This window comes from Candidatus Krumholzibacteriia bacterium (genome assembly GCA_035268685.1).
GTDB lineage: Bacteria > Krumholzibacteriota > Krumholzibacteriia > JAJRXK01 > JAJRXK01 > JAJRXK01.
On record DATFKK010000098.1, the window covers coordinates 1 to 18280 of the forward strand.

The following is an 18280-nucleotide window of genomic DNA, read 5'->3' on the forward strand; positions in this document are numbered from 1 at the left end:
ACCCTGATTCGCGACGCTCTGAGTCGCGCCAGGATACACGGAACGACATCGAGACGGCGGATCACTCCCCCACGACGACCAACAACCACGACGCGGCGAATCAGCGCTCCAGAAGCCGGTTCTACACACGACCGCCCAACACCGAAATCCCGGCCATGAAAACCCTGTCAAGCCTGTCGCGAACAAACCTGTGGATGCTTATTGCGGAATCGCGCTCCGCCGCGACCGGGCGGACGACGCCGCGCACGCTCCATCGTTCCCACGCGGAACATCCCCACGGAACGACCCGGGATCACTTCTCGCGGACACCCGCCCTTCCCGCGCGGAAGATCCCCACGCGCGGGTGCCGCCGGCACACCGACGCGGAACATGCCCACGTCCCGCGATCGCGCCGACGCTCGTTCGGACCCTACCGTTCCGACGTGGAACATCCCCAGCCCACCGAGCCCCAGCCCACCGAGCCCCGACCCATCGAACCCGAACCCAGCAACCCCAACCGCCTACCCCCCGCCCCCGATCTTCCGCACCAGCTTGCGGACCATGTTCTTGGGCAGCATGTCGTCGGCGATCGCGACCAGGCGCTGAGTGACGTGCAGCAGGTCCTCGTCGCCGGCCCAGTGTTCCTGGGCGATCTCGCCGTAGCCGGCGTTCAGCACGGAGTTCAGCGCGTAGGCCGCGAGGGCGATGTCGTCGAGGTAGCCGACGGGGCCGAGCAGGGCCTCGGGCATGAGGTCGATGGGTGCGATGAAGTACGCGACGGCGATCCCGAGCTTGGTCTTCTCCTTGCTCGGCACCCGGTCGTCGAGGGTGAGGCGCACGAGCACGTGGAAGAGGTCGGGTGCGTACAGCAGGACCTCGGCGTGCTCGTGGTTGCGGCCCTCGCGTTCCACCCACTTGCGGATGCGCTGGCGCAAGCGCTGGTAGAAGTCTTCCTGCCGAGGCGTTCCACCGGTGGTGGTCACGGTGTCCGTCCTTTCGCACGTCGCCGATCCGCGTGCAGCGGAGAGCGTGAGCCGGTCACGTTCCCGGCCGCCGCGCCGCGAACGAGAACCCAGGCTTCAGGATAGCATCGACCGGAGATCCTCGCGCCCGGGGGAGCCAGCGCAACGGCATTGACCGCCCCATCGCCGCCGCCTAGCTTTGCACCGACCAACGTCCGGGAGCTCCCATGCCCGACCGCGAAACCTCCGAACGCTTCTACGATCAACTGGCGCGCCGTTACGACGACGCCATCCTCCGCTGCGTTCCCCGCTACGCGGAGATGCTCGACACGCTGCTGCACTACGTCCCCGACCACATCCGCCCGACACGGATCCTGGAACTCGGGTGCGGTGGCGGCAATCTGACCGAGCAACTCGTCGCGCGGTTCGAGGGAGCCGAGGTCCACGCAGTGGACTTCTCGGCCGAGATGCTCGAGCGCACGAGCGATCGTGTCCGGAGCGATCGGCTGCGAACCACCCGAAGCGACTTCCGTGACCTCGATTTCGAAGAGCGATCCTTCGACCTCGTCGTCTCCACCATCGCGCTGCACCACCTCGGCGACGAGGCGAAGCAGGACCTGTTCGCCGAAGTCCATCGGTGGCTGCGCCCGGGCGGTGCGTTCTGCTACTCCGACCAGTTCGCGGGCGACACCGCGGCCACCTACGCGAAGCACATGGCAACATGGGAGCGCGAAGCCGAAGCCCTCGGCGTGACCACGGAGGAATGGGCCGCCTGGATGCAGCACCAGCGCGATCACGACCACCACGCGCCGCTCCGCGCCCAGTTGCAGTGGCTCGAGGACTCCGGCTTCGATTCGGTCGATTGCGTGTGGCGTCACCTGCTGTGGACCGTCGTGATCGCCGAACGTGACGCCGACTGAACCGGCGATCGCCTCAGCGTCCGCGCCGCACGGCTCGGCACTGGATCTGCAGCCGGTTCGTCACCGTGTCGAACAGGAAGCCCGGGCCGTCCCCGTACGCGAACGGGACCACCTCCAGGGCCACGTCCTGGACGGAACCACCCAACACACGCTCCGCGAGCGCAGGCTCGGTGAAGTCCTCCGCGGCGATCCCGATCAGGTGCTCGTCGGCGGTGTGCACACGGAAGCTCAGCGGCACGACGTCACCCGTGTCGAAGGCCAGTTCCATCTCACCGCCGTCGACCACTCGCAGCGGTCGGGCGTCCACCGGAACCACCCGCGTCCCCGGCGGGAACCACCGCCTCGCGATCTCGAGGACCTCGGCGCGCTTCTCGCGGACGCACACACCGCACGAGTCCGTAGTACTGGCCGTGAGCAGTTCCGCGATCTCGCCAGGGATCTCGTCGGCCCGAACCACTCCGGGTTCCGCCGTACGCACCGGCACCTCGGGCGCCGAACCTCCGCAGCCGGCGACCAGAGCGATCGCGACGAGCATCGAGAAGCGCATCGATCTCCTAGTGGTAGACGTGCAGGCGGAGCGTCCAGTCCCACCAGTCCGTGTCGTCGACCCAGGACCGCCGCACCTCGGCCCGCAGTCCGAGATTCGGGGACAGTTCCAGATTCTGGCCCACGCCCGCACGGATCACGGTTCCGTATTCGCCGAGCCCGAAGCGCACGGCCCGTCCGAAACCGTGGAACTGGAGACGTCGCCCGAGATGCGTGAGCCAGCCGGCCGAGACCCCCACGCCCGCCGCGTGGTTCCGCCGCAGCGACCCTCCGAGCTGGGCCGTTACGTCGGCCAGACCGTACCACAGCCCGAGCGGCCCGCCGCGGTAGGTCCTGCCGATCCCGTACTCGAAGTCGTACACCAGCGGCCGCCGGCCGTCGCCGAGCCCCCGCCGGGACCACCCGGTGCGGACCTTCCACGACGTCGGCCCGAAGAAGCGGCCCCGCGGCGACAGCGACACGATGTCGATCAGGTCGATCGCCTCGATCTGCAGGTCCTCATCCTCGGGATAGTACCGCAGGTCCAGCTCCCCGAAGACGATCTCGGCGCCCTCGAGATAGCCCCCGCGGTTGTCGATCAGATCGTGGTGCACGGCGCGATAGGTGGTTCTGGCGAAGCCACGGGTGTCGAGCACGCCACCGCCGACGCCCACGCGGCTCGACCGGTGCCCCAGGTCCGGCCGCGGCGGCCGCGGGATCGAACGCTCCCCTTCCGGGTTCCCCAACCGGCTCCGCGCTCCGAGGATCCGACGGAACCGAGGCACGTAGTTCTCCTGCGACACCGCCCCGTCGATGTACAGGTACTGCAGGTACTCCGAGGCCAGATCGTACACCCGCGCCTCGCGCGCCGGATCCACCGCGGCCACCACCGCACCGGCCGGCTCGACCTGTCCTCGCGCCAACGCCACCGCGCGCTCCTGCTCGGTGTCGCTCATCAGCGACGCGAGGTGGGCGATCTCCGTCGACTTCGACGGACGGTACCGCACGTCGGATACCAACCCCGCTTCGTCCGCCGCCCGGATCGTGTCGAGCGGCAGCACCCACAAGCCCCGATCGTGCGTCAGGTCCAGGCCCGGCCGCGCCGCGTCGAGCAGGTACAGGAGATTGAACGAACAGTTCTCGTCGAAGAAATAGTAGTCCGAGTACACGTCCTCGAGTTCGTACACGTGCAGGATCAGGCGCCGGATCTCCGCGCGCGTCAGCGACAGCTCGTACTCCCAGATGTCGCGGTCGTTGACGTCGCTGTATTCCTGCAGTTTCGCGTAGTACGGAAGGATCGAGTAGTAGCCTCGATAGAACCCGAAGACCCCTTTCAGCGCATAGAGTGGGCCGAAGGACGTGTCCGTCTCCCCCGCGTAGTTCACGGCGTACGACAACAACTCGCTGTCGTGCTCGGTCACGATCGTCAGCAGCGTGTGTCCGTACATCGACGCCGGACTGTTCATGTACGCCGTCGGGAACGACAACAGCACCTTCACCGGTCGCATGCGATCGATGATCTCCTCCACCGGCTCGCACCGCGGCACGGGCAACCACGTTCGATCCACCCCCAGTTCCTCGACCAGCCATTCGAAACGCGCCGCGAAACGACAGACGGGATGCTTGCCCGAGTCCGGAGGTGCGGCGAAGAACGACCGGACGGTGGCCTCGAGCTCGGCGGCGGGGTCGCTCTTGCCGTTCGGGGCGGCGAAGAAGCTGGGATCGTCGACCAGGCTCTCCGTGCCGAACCAGCCGTCGTCGTAGTGCAGCAGCGTATGCCACTCCGCGCGCTCGTACAGCCGGCCTTCGAGAGCGCTTGCGACGAGTTCTTCGGCGTATGACGAGCGCGCACCGCCGACCGACACCGCCCGCGCCGGAGTTGAGCCCAACAGCAGAGAGAAGAGCGCGCCGACGATCACCACCGCCGGCGCGCTGCGTCGAACCAAGAACACCGGCGGGCTCCTAACCCTTCAGCACCGTCTCGAGGTTCTGGATCACGTCGACGTGCGTGACGTCGTCGGTCGGATAGATGCTCGTGAAGTTCGCCTGGAGCTTGACGAAGAAGGCCGTCCGCTCTTCAGCCGGGACGTCGAGCAGCACCGCGAGAGTGCGCACGTACTCGCCCTGCCCTCGCGAGATGTCCATGGCCAGCTGATCCATGTTCTCGCCGACGAAGCGCTCGACCTGCGCCGAGGCGACGATCATCGTCGCCTGCTCGCACTCCAGCGTGCCCGAGGTGATGCCGAAGGTCTGATTGCCGAAGATTCCGTTGGTGGTCACGGCGGCGACCTGCGACAGCAACCCGTCCTTGCCCTCGAAGATCATGGTTCCGATTCCGCAACCGGTGTTGCTCTGGTTCGCCGCGGCGGTGCCGGCGAAGAGGAGACACACGGTCGCGGTGACAACGGCGAATCGCTTCATGCGTACCCGCTTTCGATGGAGGCTGGACTCCGGCATCGGCCACCCGAGCAGGGGCAGGTCGGACTGGGTAGCCACGGCAGTCGTGCGGAGTCTGAGCGGGATTCTTCGAGAAGACGAGGAAGGGTGCAAGGGGATTCTGGCGAGAGTGTACGGGCGGATGTGGTACACTTGATTGATCCGCGACCGGCATCCGTCCGACTCCTCCACCGCGTTCCACCACCCGACCGGACAGCTCCCGACTCCTCCCGATGGCTCCCCACCCACGTTCTCGCACCGTTGTGTGCTGGACCACACGCTTCTCGGTGGTCCTCGTCGGCCTCGCGCTGGTGGGAGAGCTGGTCGTCCGCAATTTCGTCCACGCCCCGCCGGAGCGATCCCTGGACCCCGACTTCGGACCGGGTCCGCGTCCCCACAGTCTGGTGATCGAGAGCCGAGAAGGCTTCGCACGCCACCGCATCGATTCCGCGGGACGCTTCGATCGTTCGTTGTCCACTCCGGTCGACCGGAGGGTCCTGCTGCTGGGTGACTCCTTCTCGGTGGGTCAGCAGGTTGCTCACGGCGAGAGATTCTCCGAGCGGGTCGAAGAGGCACTCGAGGGTGTCGAAGTGGTCAACCACGCGGCGCCGGGCTGGTACCCGCCGTACTACACTGCCTGGATCCGATCACACGACGTCTCGCGGTACGACGCCGTCGTGATCCAACTGAGCGAAGGCGACCTGTTCGAACTGCACCGGCCCGATCGGGTCTCGGTGGAGCGCGAGGGTGACGACGGCTGGGAACTCGTGATGAAGGGCTTCCCGGTCCGACCGAGTCGGCTGCAGCAGTGGAGTCGCTGGCTGTCCGCCAGGTCGGCTCTCTACGACTTCACACGCCAGAGGATCCGCTTGCTCGCCGAACAGGAGCGGTCCCGTCTGGCCTCGCGCCTCGGGGGCTCCGACGCCCGAGCGGCCACCGTCGGCGCTTCCAGTCGCAAAGTCCCCGAGGACGCCGTCGACGTACTGACGGCCCTCGATCACATGGCACGAGAGCATCACGACACGATCGTCTACCTGTACGTCCCCCGCCCGACCTACGATCGCGCCGGGCACGTTCTGGAGTGGCCCGAAGCGCGCGCCGCGTTCCAGGAGTTCGCCCGCCGCTCGGGAGCAGTCTTCGTCGATCCCACGGATCGCATCCAGGCCGCGTTCGAGCGGACCGGACGTCCCTTGCACGGATTCCACAACTCCGTCATCGGAGAGGGCCACCTCAATTCCCTGGGCCATCGCGTGGTCGGCGACGCCCTTGCCGACGAGCTCGCCGGAATCCTGACCAGCACCGAACAGCCCTCTTCGGAAGCGATGAAGCGTTGATCTTCTCGTCGATCGAGTTCTTCGTCTTCCTGGCGCTGGTCCTCTCGGCGCTCGCCATGCTCCCGCGTGAAGGCCGGAGGCGGGATCTGCTGCTGTTCGCCTCTTACGTCTTCTACGGTTGGTGGGACTGGCGTTTCTGCCTGCTGATCCTCGGCTCGACAGTGGTCGACTACCTCGTCGGCCGGGCGCTCGGACGCTCCCGAGAACCGAACCGGCGACGCCTCCTTCTCGGAACCAGCCTCCTCGCCAATCTCGGCGTCCTCGCTTTCTTCAAGTACGCCAACTTCTTCCTCGACAGCCTCCGCCCTCCATTCGAGGCGGCGGGAGTCGAATTCGGGTCGCTCCAGGTGATCCTGCCGGTCGGGATCTCGTTCTTCACCTTCCAGACCATGAGCTACACGATCGACGTCTACCGTGGTCGTCTGGCCGCGGCGTCGAGTTTCCGGGACTTCGCTCTCTTCGTCTCGTTCTTCCCACAATTGGTGGCCGGCCCGATCGTTCGGGGTTCTGATTTCCTCCCTCAGTTGGACCGCGAGCACCCCGCGCGGTGGTCGAACGTCGTCGAGGGAGCGGGCATCTTCTTCCTTGGCTTCGTGAAGAAGGTCTTGTTCGCCGACACCCTGGCCCTGTACGTCGACCCGGTGTTCGCAGACCCCTCGCGCTGGTCGGCGATGACCTGTTGGCTGGCCCTGATCGCGTACGCGGGGCAGATCTACTACGACTTCTCGGGCTACTCGCAGATGGCCATCGGCGTGGGACGCATGCTCGGCTTCGAACTGCCCAGGAACTTCGCCCATCCCTACCGCAGCACGAGCATCACGGAGTTCTGGAGGCGCTGGCACATCTCGCTGTCGGGGTGGCTCCGTGACTACCTGTACATCTCGCTCGGGGGCAACCGCCGTGGCGAGCTGCGCACCTACGTGAACCTGTCGATCACGATGCTCCTCGGTGGCCTGTGGCACGGTGCGAACTGGACCTTCGTCGTCTGGGGTGGACTCCACGGTGGCGCACTCGCGCTTCACAAGCTCTGGATGCGGTTCGTCACCCCGCATGTGCCGCCGCAATTGGCCCGCGGTCTGTGGCCCCTGTCATGGGTGACGACCTTCGTGTTCGTCCTGATCACCTGGGTATTCTTCCGCGCACCCGACTTCTCGGCGGCCTGGACCTACCTCGGGCAACTCGCCGGAGGTCCCGGGATCGAATGGTACCGGGTCGAGGCGTTGACGGTGATCGCGATCGGTGCGCTGATCCACGTCGCGGTGGTCCTGCGCGACGACCGTGACCTCGAGCTCGACCTGCGGCGCCCGGAATGGGCAGCCGTGGCGGTCGCCGGAGCGTTCCTGGTACTCTACTTCGCACCGTTCGGGGTGAACCCCTTCATCTACTTCCAGTTCTGACCACGGGAGGTCGGGAGAGGCGCGAACCCGGTTCCCCGCTGGCAATCCCCCTGGTAGGCTACTGGCAACCATGCCTCCCGCCGAACCCTTCCAGCCCCACGGCCCCTCGCACCTCTGGACCCTGGCCGTGATCGCCGCGGTCACCGTCGCGCTGCCACTGCTCGTGCGCCGGTTCGACCACTCGCGTCCCGTCGCCATCACTCTCGGCAGCATCCTCGTCGCCCAGCAGGCGGTCGAGACCTGGCTCCGCGTCGAGGCCGGCTGGACCTCGGCGATGTCGCTGCTGCCCTTCCACCTGTGCACGGTGACCATCTATCTCACCGCGTTCGTCCTGTTCACGCGCAACCAGCACGCCCACGAGGTCGCCTACTTCTGGGCGACGGGCGGGACCCTCCAGGCACTGGTCACGCCCGACGTCTACTTCGACTTCCCGCACCCGGCCTTCCTATCGTTCTTCGCCGGACACGGCACGGTGATCGTCGCCATCGCGTACGCGACCTTCGTCTTCGGCCTGCGTCCGCGATTGCGGTCGATCCCGCGGGCGATGGGCGTCACCGCTGCCTACGCCGCCGTGATGTTCCTGCTGAACCTCGCCCTCGACACCAACTTCCTCTACCTGATGGCCAAACCCGGGCAACCCTCGATCCTCGACTGGCTCGGCCCCTGGCCGTGGTACCTGTTCGGCCTGGCCGGCGTCGCGCTGGCGTCGATGGTGGTGTGGACCCTGCCCTTCGTGGTCGCCGACCGGTGGCCACGGGGCCAGCGCCGCTGACGCTCCGTTCCCCGTGAACCGCGTTCATTCCCTGCAGGCCGCGTTCATTCCCTACAGCCCGCGCTCGTTCCCTTCAGCCCGCGCTCGTTCCCTCCCCTGCCACGGCCACGGCAGCACGGCCGCGCCCGGAAACCTGTGATCCAGGGCCCCAGGGCTGCATCGAGAGTCGCCTCCCCCCTCCCCGACCCGCGCACTGCGTGCTAGCTTTCCGCCGGACGCCTGACGGACGCCTGACGGACGCTCGGCGTCTGCCGGCGCCCGCCCACTTCGGCGCGGCGACCGGCCCTCGACCCCGATCCAGGACGGTTCCCCCATGCACCGCTCGTTCGTCCTCGTTGCGTCGACCCTCGTCCTCACCCTGGCGATGACCCCCGTCTCCGCGACCGCCGAGACCGAGCCGCAGACCGAGACGGAGGCCGCCCAGGACTCCCTGGTCCTCGGACCCAACCTCATCGGCAACGGTGGCTTCGAGCAGGGCGGCGCCACGGCCGAGGAACCCTCCACCTGGCGCCGGACCCGGGCCGGCATCGCCCAGCGACACGTGACCTTCTCCTGGGACGACGAAGTCGCCCACTCCGGGGAGCGCTCGGTCTCGATCGCGATCGACGACGCCCACCCGAACGTCGAGGTCAACCACAACTGGAACCAGCACGTGACCGGCTTCGAGCCCGGCGCCCGCTACCTGGTGAGCGCGTGGGTGAAGGGCGAGAACCTGAAGGAGACCGCCTTCTTCGTCGTGCAGTGCTGGAACTACCAGATGTCCGAGGTCCTGCGCGTGGCTTCGAACCAGCAGGGCGACGAGGTCATCGGCACCACCGACTGGATCCGCATCGAGACCACGCTCGAGGTTCCGCAGAAGACCGGGCGCATGGTGGTGCTCGCGGGACTGGCCTCGCCGGAGAACCGCGGCGGCCGGGTGTGGTTCGACGACGTGGCGATCCAGCGGATCGGCGGCGAGGAGAGCGAGGAGAGCGACGAGTCCGGCGAGTCCGAGGCTTCGGAGTAGCCGGAACCGAGGCTCAGGAACCGAGGCCGAACCGCAGGCCCGCGCGGAACAGAGCACCCGAGAGATCGGGTTGGAGTTCGGCACTCTCGAGGTCGGCGAGGATCTCTTCGGCGGTCGCGGCGAGGCCATCGACGGGCACGCGGCGATGACCGACCTCGACGAAGGGCGCAGCCCGTTCCGTGATCCTGCGTTCGATGCGGAGCAGGAGCGAGGCCGTCAGACCCAGGTCGTCGAACGAGCGCTCGCGTGTCGATCCGTCGATGCGAAGCTCCAGGGATCCCCGGGGCACCAGCACGCCGACCTCGACACGCGGGGCGAACACGAAGCCGCCAGGGGTCCACGGCAGAGCCCGCCCGACGCTCCCGAACACGCTCCAGGTGGTCACGTCGGCGACGAAGCTCCCCGATCCCGAGGCACCGACGGCCCCCGTCCGGGATTCTCCCGACAGCACCTCGAAGCCACCACCGGCCCGCCACCCGGTCGACCACTCGACACCGACGTGCACCCCGAAGGCCGCGCCCCGATCGATCGGACCGTCGAATTCCGCGCGATAGGTGTCGTTCCCGAAGCGGTCGACGTCCAGGGCCGATCGCCGCGGTACGAGCGACTCGCTCTCGGCGATCAGGGCGTCGACTCCGTCCATGGCGTAGCGACCCACCCCGCCGCGGAGTTCGACGTGGACCGCGGGCGGCGGTCCCCCGTCCGCCCGGACCGGACCGACACCGATGACCGACACCAACAGTGCGGCCAGCGGCCTCAGCACGCGCGATGACCTCGATGGCAACACCCGGATCCGCCCTCCTGACCGCAGACCAGAACGCGAGACGACGAAGTGTCGGCTCCTCTCTCGTGCTGGTCAAGTCGACACGACGCCGAGGATGCCGCAGCCATCCCCTCGCCATGAACCACCCCACGTGGATACCTTGGGGATGTTCCACCCCGGAATTCCGACCCACGCAGTTCCGCCGCGGAATTCCGTCCCACGAAGTCCCACGCGGATTCCCGCCCCTCCACCCGAACCGCCGTCCCGCCACGATGTCCCTCCGCCACCTCGCCCTCGCGCTCCTGCTCGGCCTCACCCTCGCCGGCTGCGCGCTGCTCGACCTGCCACGGTCCGTCGACACCGGCGGCATCGTCCGGGCCACCCCGCGCGACCGGCCGGCCACCGCTCCTGATTCCTTCCACGTCGTGACGTGGAACGTGGAGCACTCCGCGCGGATCGACACGGCGCTCGAGGAGATCGGTGCCTCCGACCAACTGGCCGGGGCCGACGTCTACCTCCTGCAGGAGATCGAGCAGGGGGACGTTCCGCGGCTGGCGACCGGTCTCGGCGGTCTCGCCGCGGTGCACTACGTCGCGTCACTGCGGGAGCGCAGTGGGATCGAGTTCGGGAACACGGTGCTCAGCCGCTGGCCGGTGCTCGACGCGCTGCGGATCGACCTGCCCGGCGACCGCTGGTACGGATCGCCGCGTCTGGCCACGGCGGTCGACCTCGACGTCCAGGGCCGTCGGGTGCGGGTGGTCAGCCTGCACACCTCGACCTTCGTGCTCGGCCCCGCCGAGCGGCTCGAGCAGGCGCGTCACGTGCTCGAGGAGACCGCGCACTTCGACGGGCCAATGGTCGTCGGCGGTGACTTCAACACCTTCGAGCGCAGTGACGTGGTCGAACTCCGCGCCCTGTTCCGCCGCTACGGCTTCCGTGAATCACCGACCGGACCCGAAGGCACCATCGAGAGGCCGTGGCGACGCTGGATCTCTCCGCACGACCAGCTCGACCACGTCTTCCACCGGGGCTTCGCGCCGATCGACGGGGGCGTCGAGACCCCGACGGAGGCCAGCGACCACCGCCCGGTGTGGGTCCGTCTGCGGTGGCCGCCACAAGCCGACGCCGGCTAGAACCGCGGCGCGATCGAGAAGTGGAACTGCGAGCCGCTGTCGACCTCGTACAGGTCCGTCTTCCACGCCCAGTCGAACTTCAGCGGAATGTATCCGACGTTCGTTCGGATCCCGAAGCCGATGTTGGCGTTCAGGTCGTCGAGACGCAGCAGTCCACCGTCCCCACGGGTGAGCTGGATCTCGTCGTTCCACGCAGCGCCGGTGTCGAAGAACACCGCGCCCTGCACGCCGCCGATCCCCCAGCGGCCGGGCCAACCGATGATCAAGGCGTCGACGAAGGGGAAGCGGTACTCGAGGTTCATCAGGGCCATCTTGCGTCCGAGCAGCGTGGGTTCGACGGGATTCCCGGCGGCGTCGAGGTCCTCGAAGTCGAAGATCCCCCAGCCACGCAGCGTGGAGGGCCCGCCCACCACGAAGCGGCGAGGATCGCCGCCGTTGCTCAGAGCACCGAGCAGGCGGATGGCGAAGGTGTTGCGTTCCCACAACTGGATGTACTTGCGGTAGTCGACGAACGTGGTCACGCGGTCGACGTCTTCGTCGCCGAGCGGAATCGCCGGTGAGAAGCTGACCAGCCACCGGCTTCCGGTGGCCGGGCCGGACCTGTCGTAGAGCGTGCTGTCGTGCACGTAACTGAACGACGGCTGCACCAGCCGCGCACGTTCCTTCTCGTCGGTACGGAAGAACACGCCCAGGGTGCGGTCGAACTCGTAGAAGGTCTTCTCGCTCACGAAGGCCTGCAACTCGATGTCCAGACGCTCGAACTGCGAGAACGGATAGCTCGCCAGACCGAACACACCGTAATTCCGCTCGCTGAAGCGACGGTTGCGGTCGAAGACCTCGCCGAGGCTCGTGAAGTTGCTGTTGATGAAGTTCCGATAGTGGAAGACGCCGAAACCCAGGTTCCACCGCTGCTTCAGGTAGTAGTAGCTGGCCGCCAGATCGCTGTTCTCGATCGACCCGTAGAAGTTGAGGAGGAACTGCATGCGGTGGTTGCCGAGCAGGTCGCTGGCGCTGAGCATCTGCGCCACGCCGAAGCCTACGCCCTCGGTGTAGAAGGCACCGCCGACGGCCGGGCCGACGGGATCGAGCGAGAAGCGCAGACTGTAGGGCTCGACACTGCCGATGGTCCGACCCTCCCGCTCGCCGGGAGGGATCGAGTCCTCTTCGTCGATCGCCGTGAGATCGATCATCTCACCCTCGGCCTCGGTCCGCTCGGGCGTCTCGTTCTCTTCGCCCGCGACGGAATCAGGGGGGCTCGACGCCGCGTCGACTGGGGACGGTGCCTCGTCGCCCTCATCAACCGTCACCGTATGGGAACGGCCCTGCCGACGCTCGGCCACGGCGACACGCGCCACGGTGTCCTCGGGCAGTACGCTCTCTGGGAGCACGCCCTCGCCCCTGAGCTCCTCGGAGGGCCGGGGCTTCGGGCTCGGAATGTGCGCGAACTGCTGCTCCGGAGCCTGCGGATAGTCCTTCTCCGCCATCATCTCGCTGAAGTTCTCGCGCAGGAAGATGTCGAAGCCCGCGTGATCGAAGGCGGTGAAGACCAGCCGATCGGCCTGGGGACTCACGCTGGGCTGGAAGATCCCACCCAGCACGTCGGTCATGCGCTTCAGGACCCCACTCGGGACGTCGTAGGCGTAGAGGTTCATGACACCGGTCAGGTCGCTCACGAACACGATGGTGTCGTCGCCGATCACGGCGGGATCCTGGTCGTCGCCGCTGGTCGACAGGACGACCTCGCGCTCGTGCGAGATCGCGTCGACCGAGAACAGGTCGTAACCGGTGCCGCGCGGACGCAGCTCGGGATCCTTCACCACCGAAGGCTCCAGTCGCATGAGGCCCTCGGCCGTGCGGGTGAAGGTGACGTCGGCGGTGGCCTCGGGGTATGCGCTGTAGAGGACGCGCCGTCCGTCGGGGTACCAGGTCGGTGAGTGCTCGTCGACGACGTCGTCGGTGATCCGGATCACGTCCTCCGTCTCGAGATCGACCACGTAGAGATCGGTCTGTCCGCGACGCGTACCGCTCAGGACCACGCGGTCGGCCACCGGCGACCACGCCGGGCTGCGTGCGATGTCCATGCGCAGCGGGACCTGTTGTTCGACGTCACCGCTCTCGACGTCGACCACGTACAGGTGTTCGTCCTCGCCGGCCTTGGCCACGAAGGCCACGCGCTGACTGTCGGGCGAGAATCCGATGCTGCTCTCGAAACTGTGCAGCGTCAGGAACTGGTTGCTCCGGTGGCCGGTCACCAGCTTGCGGATGATCGTGCCCTCGATCGCATCCATCAGGTACAGGTCGACCAGGCCGTCGACGTCACTGAAGAAGGCGATGTAGCGGCCGTCGGGCGACAGGCTCGGCTGCTGGTAGAAGTAGGTGCGGTCCTCGACGTGGTCGGTCAGGCGCTTGCCGATGTCGCCGGGCTCCTGCTTGTCGGCGTAGACCGTCCAGTACTCCTTCTTGAGCGACTTCTCCCACTCCCCGGAGAATTCCTCGGTGTTCAGGCCCACGGTCTGGAACAGCGCCCGATCCACACTCCGCGTGCGGGCCAGGGTCTTCGTGAGCTCGACGACCTTTTCCTCGCCGTAGGTGTTGGCGATGTAGCGCATGGCCGACTGGCCCTGCTTGTAGACCTGGTAGCCGCCGCGGATCTGGTGCAGGGGAACGACCCAGTCGTAGATCGTCGCGTCGCGCATCCACATGTCGGCGTTGGCTTCCCAACCCGAGCTGAACCACTCGGCGATGCCCTCGGCCATCCACAGCTCGACCGGGAACCAGCGCTGCCGAACGTCGGTGTCGGCGTGCAGACTCTTGTAGACGAGGTCGAACATGAACACGTGCACGAGCTCGTGGTTGATCACGTGCACGAAGCCGGCGTTGTCGCCCGGGTACGGCAGCACCATGCGATTGCGCAGCGGCTCGCTGAAGCCACCGGTGCCCTCGCCGATCAGGCCGTCACTGATGTTGGTCTGCTGGAAATCGTTGGGCGAAGCATACAGGATGAACGGCACCTGCTGCTGGAACTCGTGTTCGAAGATGCCCGACAGTCGCTGGTAGGCGTCCTCGGCGATCACGGCGGCACGCGCCGCCAGTTCCTCGGCCTCGGGATAGAAGAAGATCTCGAAGTGCGGCGTGTTCAGGATCTGCCAGTCGAAGTTGTCGTACTGGACCTTGTTGCGGCCGAAGTACTGCGCGTCGGCCGCGCCGGGCAGCAGAGCCGCCAGCACGAGCACCACCAGAGCGGCGCCCAGGACACGGGTGAGCGACGAAGGCGAACGAAGCATGATCGCGATCCCTGGTCGGGGGTGTCGTGGCAGCCGAATCGCGAGGGGCCGGGACTCAGCCGTCGTCCGGATCCGATCCCGCCCGGACGGCGTCCGTGGTCGGGGCGAAGACCACGGTTCCGTATCAAGGATACGGTAGCGGTGAAAAGCGGGTCAAACCGCTCCCGAACCTTTCACGTTTCCGAGACGCGGTATCGGCACCGCGACGCGGACCGATGGTCCGCCACCGGACACGATCAGTACTTCACCCGGAACTTCAGATCGACGTTGAACTCGTTCTCGGCCCCGCTCTCGCGCAGGCGCCGCTTGAGTTCGCTGGTGAACAGCGTGCGCCGGGTGATCTGGTATTCGACGAAGAGATCCCGCTCGGTGACCGACAAGCCCTGGCTGAACCGCAGGTAAAGGCTCGGCGATAGGTATTTGCCCACGGCGATCCGGGTGCTCTGCATGTCCGCGAGTCCCGCCTCCTCGGTCTCGATATCGATCGTGTCGACCCCCCGGATGCGGTTGGCCAGGGCCCGTTCCAGGAAGTTCAGTCCCGCGCGCAGTCCGACGTCGCCCAGACCGGTCGCCCCGTTCGACCCCCCGGCCGACCCGAAGCCGGCCAGGAGCCGTAGGATGGAGGTCTCGTCGAGTCCGCTCTCGCTCTCGAACCGCACGTCCGGGCGCGCGAAGGTCCCGGTCAGGTGCACGGTGATCCGCTCCAGCTCCCGGCCGAACTGGCCCGTGGGATCGGAGATCGGCACCTCGGTCTCGGCGCGGATGTCGACCTCGGGCTCGACCGGCCGGCGGGAGAAGTCCAGGGTCCCCTCGGTGATCGTGAAGTCGTTGTTGAACAGGGGCACCTGTCCCTGCGGGATCTGCACCTCGCCGCGCAGGCGCAGACCCTCGAGGTCCCGGATCAACGACACGTCGCCGGCCACGCGCAACTCCGCGCTCTGGTTGCTGATCCGGACCTGGTCCTGGGCGCGGATGCGCAGGTCGGCCAACCAGTCGGGCGCACGGGTGGGCAACAGCGCCGGATCCGGCTCGCCCTCGGTCCCCGCCGCGAACTCACCGGTGTAGATCGCCTTGTCCACGACCACGGCCCCGGTGATCTTCGGCGCCCGAGGGGAGTTCGGGGTCGGACGTTCGATGGTCAACCTCAGATCGTCGCTGGTGCCGATCGCGCGCAGGAAGGGCACGGTCGCGATCAGGATCCGCTCGGCATCGAGATCCAGGGTGATGTCGTCGGGCAGCAACCCGTCGAACAGGACCTCGCCCGTGCCGCGGATCCTGCCGTTCAGGCCCTCGCGGCCCTCGATCCGATCCAGGCGCAGACGCCGCCCCTGCAGGTCGCCGTCGACCTCGACCTCACGCACCTCCTCCGACCAGCCCTCGAGCGCGAAGGCCCCGTTGCGGATCACCAGGTCCCCGGTCAGTTCCGGACGATCGGGGTGTCCCCGGGCGCGCAGCACCAGGCGCCCGCGTCCGGAGATCGAACGCACCTGCGGCCACAGCGCGTCGAGCGTCGACAGGTCGAGGTTCGGGCCGCTGTCCAGTGCCAGTTCGAGGCCTTCGTCCGGCTCGTAGCGGCTCGGACCGGTCAGTGAGACGTACACCGGCAGACGCGCGGTCACCGTGGCATCGGGCCCGCCGAGGTCGACCCGACCGCCGGTGATCCGCGTCCCCGTCGAGTCGACCCTCACCGTGCCCTGCATCCAGGGCAGGACGAAGGGATCGGCGGGGAAGTCGAGGACCTCCACGATGCCCTCGATCCTGGGCTCGACCGTCGGTCCGGCCACGGTCAGCTCGAGATCCGCGCGACCGTAGGTGCCACCTCCCGTGCCGGGTTCGAGCCAGTGACCCAGGTCGAACCCACGGCCCTCGACCCGCACGTCGAGCCCGGCCTCGTTCCACAGCGTGGCCACGCTGGCCGGATTCTCCTCGAGCCAGGCGAGCCATCGATCGAAGGGCAGATCGACAGCCCCCTGCACGTCGACCTCACCTTCCGAAGACCGCACACGCAGGTCGTCGATCTGCACCGCGCGACCGCTCGCGGTGCCGCGCAGCTCGACGGCGGCGATCGTCCGTTCCCCCAGGCGCAGGCTGTCGACGGCGACGCGGGCTTCGATCCCCGGGAACTCGGTCGTCCCCGACAGTCCGAGTTCACCCCGCACGTCGCCCCCGATCCCGTCGACCAGACCCACGCGGTCGAGGATCGACAGGTCGCCGTCGAGGACCTGGAGTCCCAGATCGAGCGCCCCTCCCCGTTCGGCCCGCCCCTCGAGCCGGAAGCGACCGGTCGCGCTGGTCAGTTCGACGCCCGCGGTCTCGAAGCCGTTCTCGCGCACTCGGGCCGACGCCGGCTCGGCCAACGACCAGATCTCGCCGTCGAGATCGGCTTCCAGCGCGTCGACCTCGACGCGGAAGGTCTCGCCGTCGGTCTCCTCGACGACCCGACCGGTCAGTCGCAGGCTGCTGTCGGGAACGCTGAGCTCCAACGACGGGATCGTGTTGACCGCACCGTCGCGATCGAGTTCGGCGACGAGCGAACCCAGTTCGGTTCCGGCGACGCGAAGGACCGGGGCCTCGAGGCCCGCGAACAGGCGTTCGGGCACCTCGACGGCGGGGATCTGAACCCAGATCCTTCCGCGCTCGGCCTCCACCCGACCCCATTGCACGGCGTCGACAGTGCCGGCCATATCGAGCATCAAGGACTCGACCGGGCCGATCAGGCGGCCGGCCCCGACGAAGCGCTGGGCCGTGATCGGAAGCTCCACCTCGCGCGCCCAGGCGTCGACGGACTCGGCCTCGGCCTGGACGAAGAGATCGACCACCTCGTCGGGAGAGACCTCTCCTCGCGCTTCGAGCCGAGCGCCCTGTGAAGTCACCACCGCCTCGTCGACCACCAGGCCCTGGTCCGCGGAATAGCGGAGTTGCACGCGGCCGTCGGCCACCGGCAGACCCGCCACCTCGCCACGCAGGTCCTCGGCATCGATCTCGACGGCGGTGTCCTCGTCGGCGATGTCCAATCGGAAGTCGGCCGTGGTGGCCAGGTCGCTGCGGGGCCATCCCAGATCCTCCCCCGTCCACGGATCGGCCAGGTCCACGCCGCTCACCCGGCCGGTCAAGTGCAGACGCGGCGGGTCGCGATCGGTGAGCAGTTCGCCCCGCGCCGTGCCGTTCACCGACCGGTACCGCCCGTCGACCTCCTCGAAGTCGATGCGGCCTTCCTGGATCACCCCGACGAAGCGCCGGGCCGCGACGGCCGCGTCGTCGAGCCAGCCCTCGCCGCTTCCGACGATGCGCATGCGATCGTCGCGCATGCGCACGTCGGCCTCGCCCTGCAGGCGCAGGCGCGGAACCTCGGTGTGGTCCTGCACGATCAGACGCAGGAGTTCGGACAGCAGGAAGTCCTCGGCCGTGCCCACGACCGCCAATTCGGCCTTCCCGGCGCGATCGAAGGCGAGCGACAAGTCGACGGTGGCGCGGGTCGAGTCCATCTCGACGTGGAAGTCCTCGCACGTCAGCGTCGGCGGGTCGAAGCCGGCTCGGCCGTGGGCGGTGTGCACACGGACCCCCTGCGTGGGCCAGTGGCCGCGCAACGAGCGCACGATGCCCGACAGCTCCTGTCCGTCCGAGTCCACCGACAGGTCGGCATGGACGTCGCGCACCTGCGAGAGCACGCTCCCGTCGGCGGCGGTCACCTCGAGTTCCACGTGATCCAGACGCAGGCGGCCGACCTCGAATCGGGGCAGCGCGTCGATCGTGGTCCAGGCGTGGGGTT

General features: G+C 67.8%; 13 protein-coding genes. 6 read left to right on the forward strand and 7 right to left on the reverse strand.

Annotation, left to right across the window (positions count from 1 at the left end; all coding sequences use genetic code 11):
* Window positions 1-500: 500 nt before the first annotated feature.
* Window positions 501-962 carry a DUF1232 domain-containing protein gene (locus tag VKA86_09545; protein HKK71448.1) on the reverse strand — a complete coding sequence of 154 codons (462 nt, stop codon included), beginning with the start codon at window positions 960-962 and terminating at the stop codon, window positions 501-503.
* A gap of 206 nt (window positions 963-1168) precedes the next feature.
* On the opposite strand from VKA86_09545, the gene VKA86_09550 reads away from it, so the two are divergent.
* Window positions 1169-1861: a class I SAM-dependent methyltransferase gene (locus VKA86_09550; protein ID HKK71449.1), complete on the forward strand. Its 693-nt coding sequence runs from the start codon at window positions 1169-1171 to the stop codon at window positions 1859-1861.
* A gap of 13 nt (window positions 1862-1874) precedes the next feature.
* Here VKA86_09550 and VKA86_09555 read toward each other — a convergent pair whose 3' ends face one another.
* Genes VKA86_09555 through VKA86_09565 form a run of 3 tightly spaced genes read right to left on the reverse strand, consistent with a single transcriptional unit; the run spans window position 1875 to window position 4807 of the window.
* Window positions 1875-2408: a hypothetical protein gene (locus tag VKA86_09555; GenBank protein ID HKK71450.1), complete on the reverse strand. Its 534-nt coding sequence runs from the start codon at window positions 2406-2408 to the stop codon at window positions 1875-1877.
* 7 nt (window positions 2409-2415) lie between these two features.
* Window positions 2416-4338: a DUF4105 domain-containing protein gene (locus VKA86_09560; GenBank protein ID HKK71451.1), complete on the reverse strand. Its 1923-nt coding sequence runs from the start codon at window positions 4336-4338 to the stop codon at window positions 2416-2418.
* Between the two features lie 10 nt (window positions 4339-4348).
* On the reverse strand, window positions 4349-4807 hold the full coding sequence (locus VKA86_09565; protein HKK71452.1) for a DUF3015 family protein: 459 nt from the start codon (window positions 4805-4807) through the stop codon (window positions 4349-4351).
* A gap of 302 nt (window positions 4808-5109) precedes the next feature.
* Between VKA86_09565 and VKA86_09570 the strand changes: the two genes are divergently transcribed.
* From VKA86_09570 to VKA86_09585, 4 genes are all read left to right on the forward strand, one after another.
* Window positions 5110-6156, forward strand: a complete 1047-nt coding sequence (locus VKA86_09570) for a hypothetical protein (GenBank protein HKK71453.1) — start codon at window positions 5110-5112, stop codon at window positions 6154-6156.
* Complete coding sequence (locus tag VKA86_09575; GenBank protein ID HKK71454.1) at window positions 6153-7553, forward strand: MBOAT family protein; 1401 nt, start codon at window positions 6153-6155, stop codon at window positions 7551-7553. Before VKA86_09570 ends, VKA86_09575 begins: the two co-directional genes overlap by 4 nt.
* Before the next feature lie 70 nt (window positions 7554-7623).
* A complete protein-coding gene (locus VKA86_09580; GenBank protein HKK71455.1) occupies window positions 7624-8325 on the forward strand; it encodes a TIGR02206 family membrane protein in 702 nt (233 codons plus the stop codon).
* Between the two features lie 313 nt (window positions 8326-8638).
* Complete coding sequence (locus VKA86_09585) at window positions 8639-9331, forward strand: hypothetical protein (protein HKK71456.1); 693 nt, start codon at window positions 8639-8641, stop codon at window positions 9329-9331.
* Window positions 9332-9344: 13 nt separating this feature from the next.
* Here VKA86_09585 and VKA86_09590 read toward each other — a convergent pair whose 3' ends face one another.
* Complete coding sequence (locus VKA86_09590) at window positions 9345-10094, reverse strand: hypothetical protein (GenBank protein HKK71457.1); 750 nt, start codon at window positions 10092-10094, stop codon at window positions 9345-9347.
* Between the two features lie 272 nt (window positions 10095-10366).
* Between VKA86_09590 and VKA86_09595 the strand changes: the two genes are divergently transcribed.
* The gene (locus VKA86_09595; GenBank protein HKK71458.1) at window positions 10367-11227 is read left to right on the forward strand and encodes an endonuclease/exonuclease/phosphatase family protein; all 861 of its coding nucleotides are present in this window, start codon (window positions 10367-10369) and stop codon (window positions 11225-11227) included.
* On the opposite strand, the gene VKA86_09600 is transcribed toward VKA86_09595, so the two are convergent.
* Together VKA86_09600 and VKA86_09605 are read right to left on the reverse strand one after the other, a co-directional pair.
* Window positions 11224-14511, reverse strand: coding sequence for a BamA/TamA family outer membrane protein (locus VKA86_09600; protein ID HKK71459.1), 3288 nt, complete (start codon window positions 14509-14511; stop codon window positions 11224-11226). The genes VKA86_09595 and VKA86_09600 overlap by 4 nt on opposite strands.
* 236 nt (window positions 14512-14747) lie before the next feature.
* A partial coding sequence (locus VKA86_09605; GenBank protein ID HKK71460.1) for a translocation/assembly module TamB domain-containing protein occupies window positions 14748-18280 on the reverse strand: 3533 nt, incomplete at its 5' end.

Coding starts and splice junctions, on each gene's coding strand:
- VKA86_09550 (HKK71449.1), top strand. CDS start 1,169: ATGCCCGACCGCGAAACCTCCGAACGCTTCTACGATCAACTGGCGCGC.
- VKA86_09555 (HKK71450.1), bottom strand. CDS start 2,408: ATGCGCTTCTCGATGCTCGTCGCGATCGCTCTGGTCGCCGGCTGCGGA.
- VKA86_09565 (HKK71452.1), bottom strand. CDS start 4,807: ATGAAGCGATTCGCCGTTGTCACCGCGACCGTGTGTCTCCTCTTCGCC.
- VKA86_09580 (HKK71455.1), top strand. CDS start 7,624: ATGCCTCCCGCCGAACCCTTCCAGCCCCACGGCCCCTCGCACCTCTGG.
- VKA86_09585 (HKK71456.1), top strand. CDS start 8,639: ATGCACCGCTCGTTCGTCCTCGTTGCGTCGACCCTCGTCCTCACCCTG.
- VKA86_09595 (HKK71458.1), top strand. CDS start 10,367: ATGTCCCTCCGCCACCTCGCCCTCGCGCTCCTGCTCGGCCTCACCCTC.
- VKA86_09600 (HKK71459.1), bottom strand. CDS start 14,511: ATGCTTCGTTCGCCTTCGTCGCTCACCCGTGTCCTGGGCGCCGCTCTG.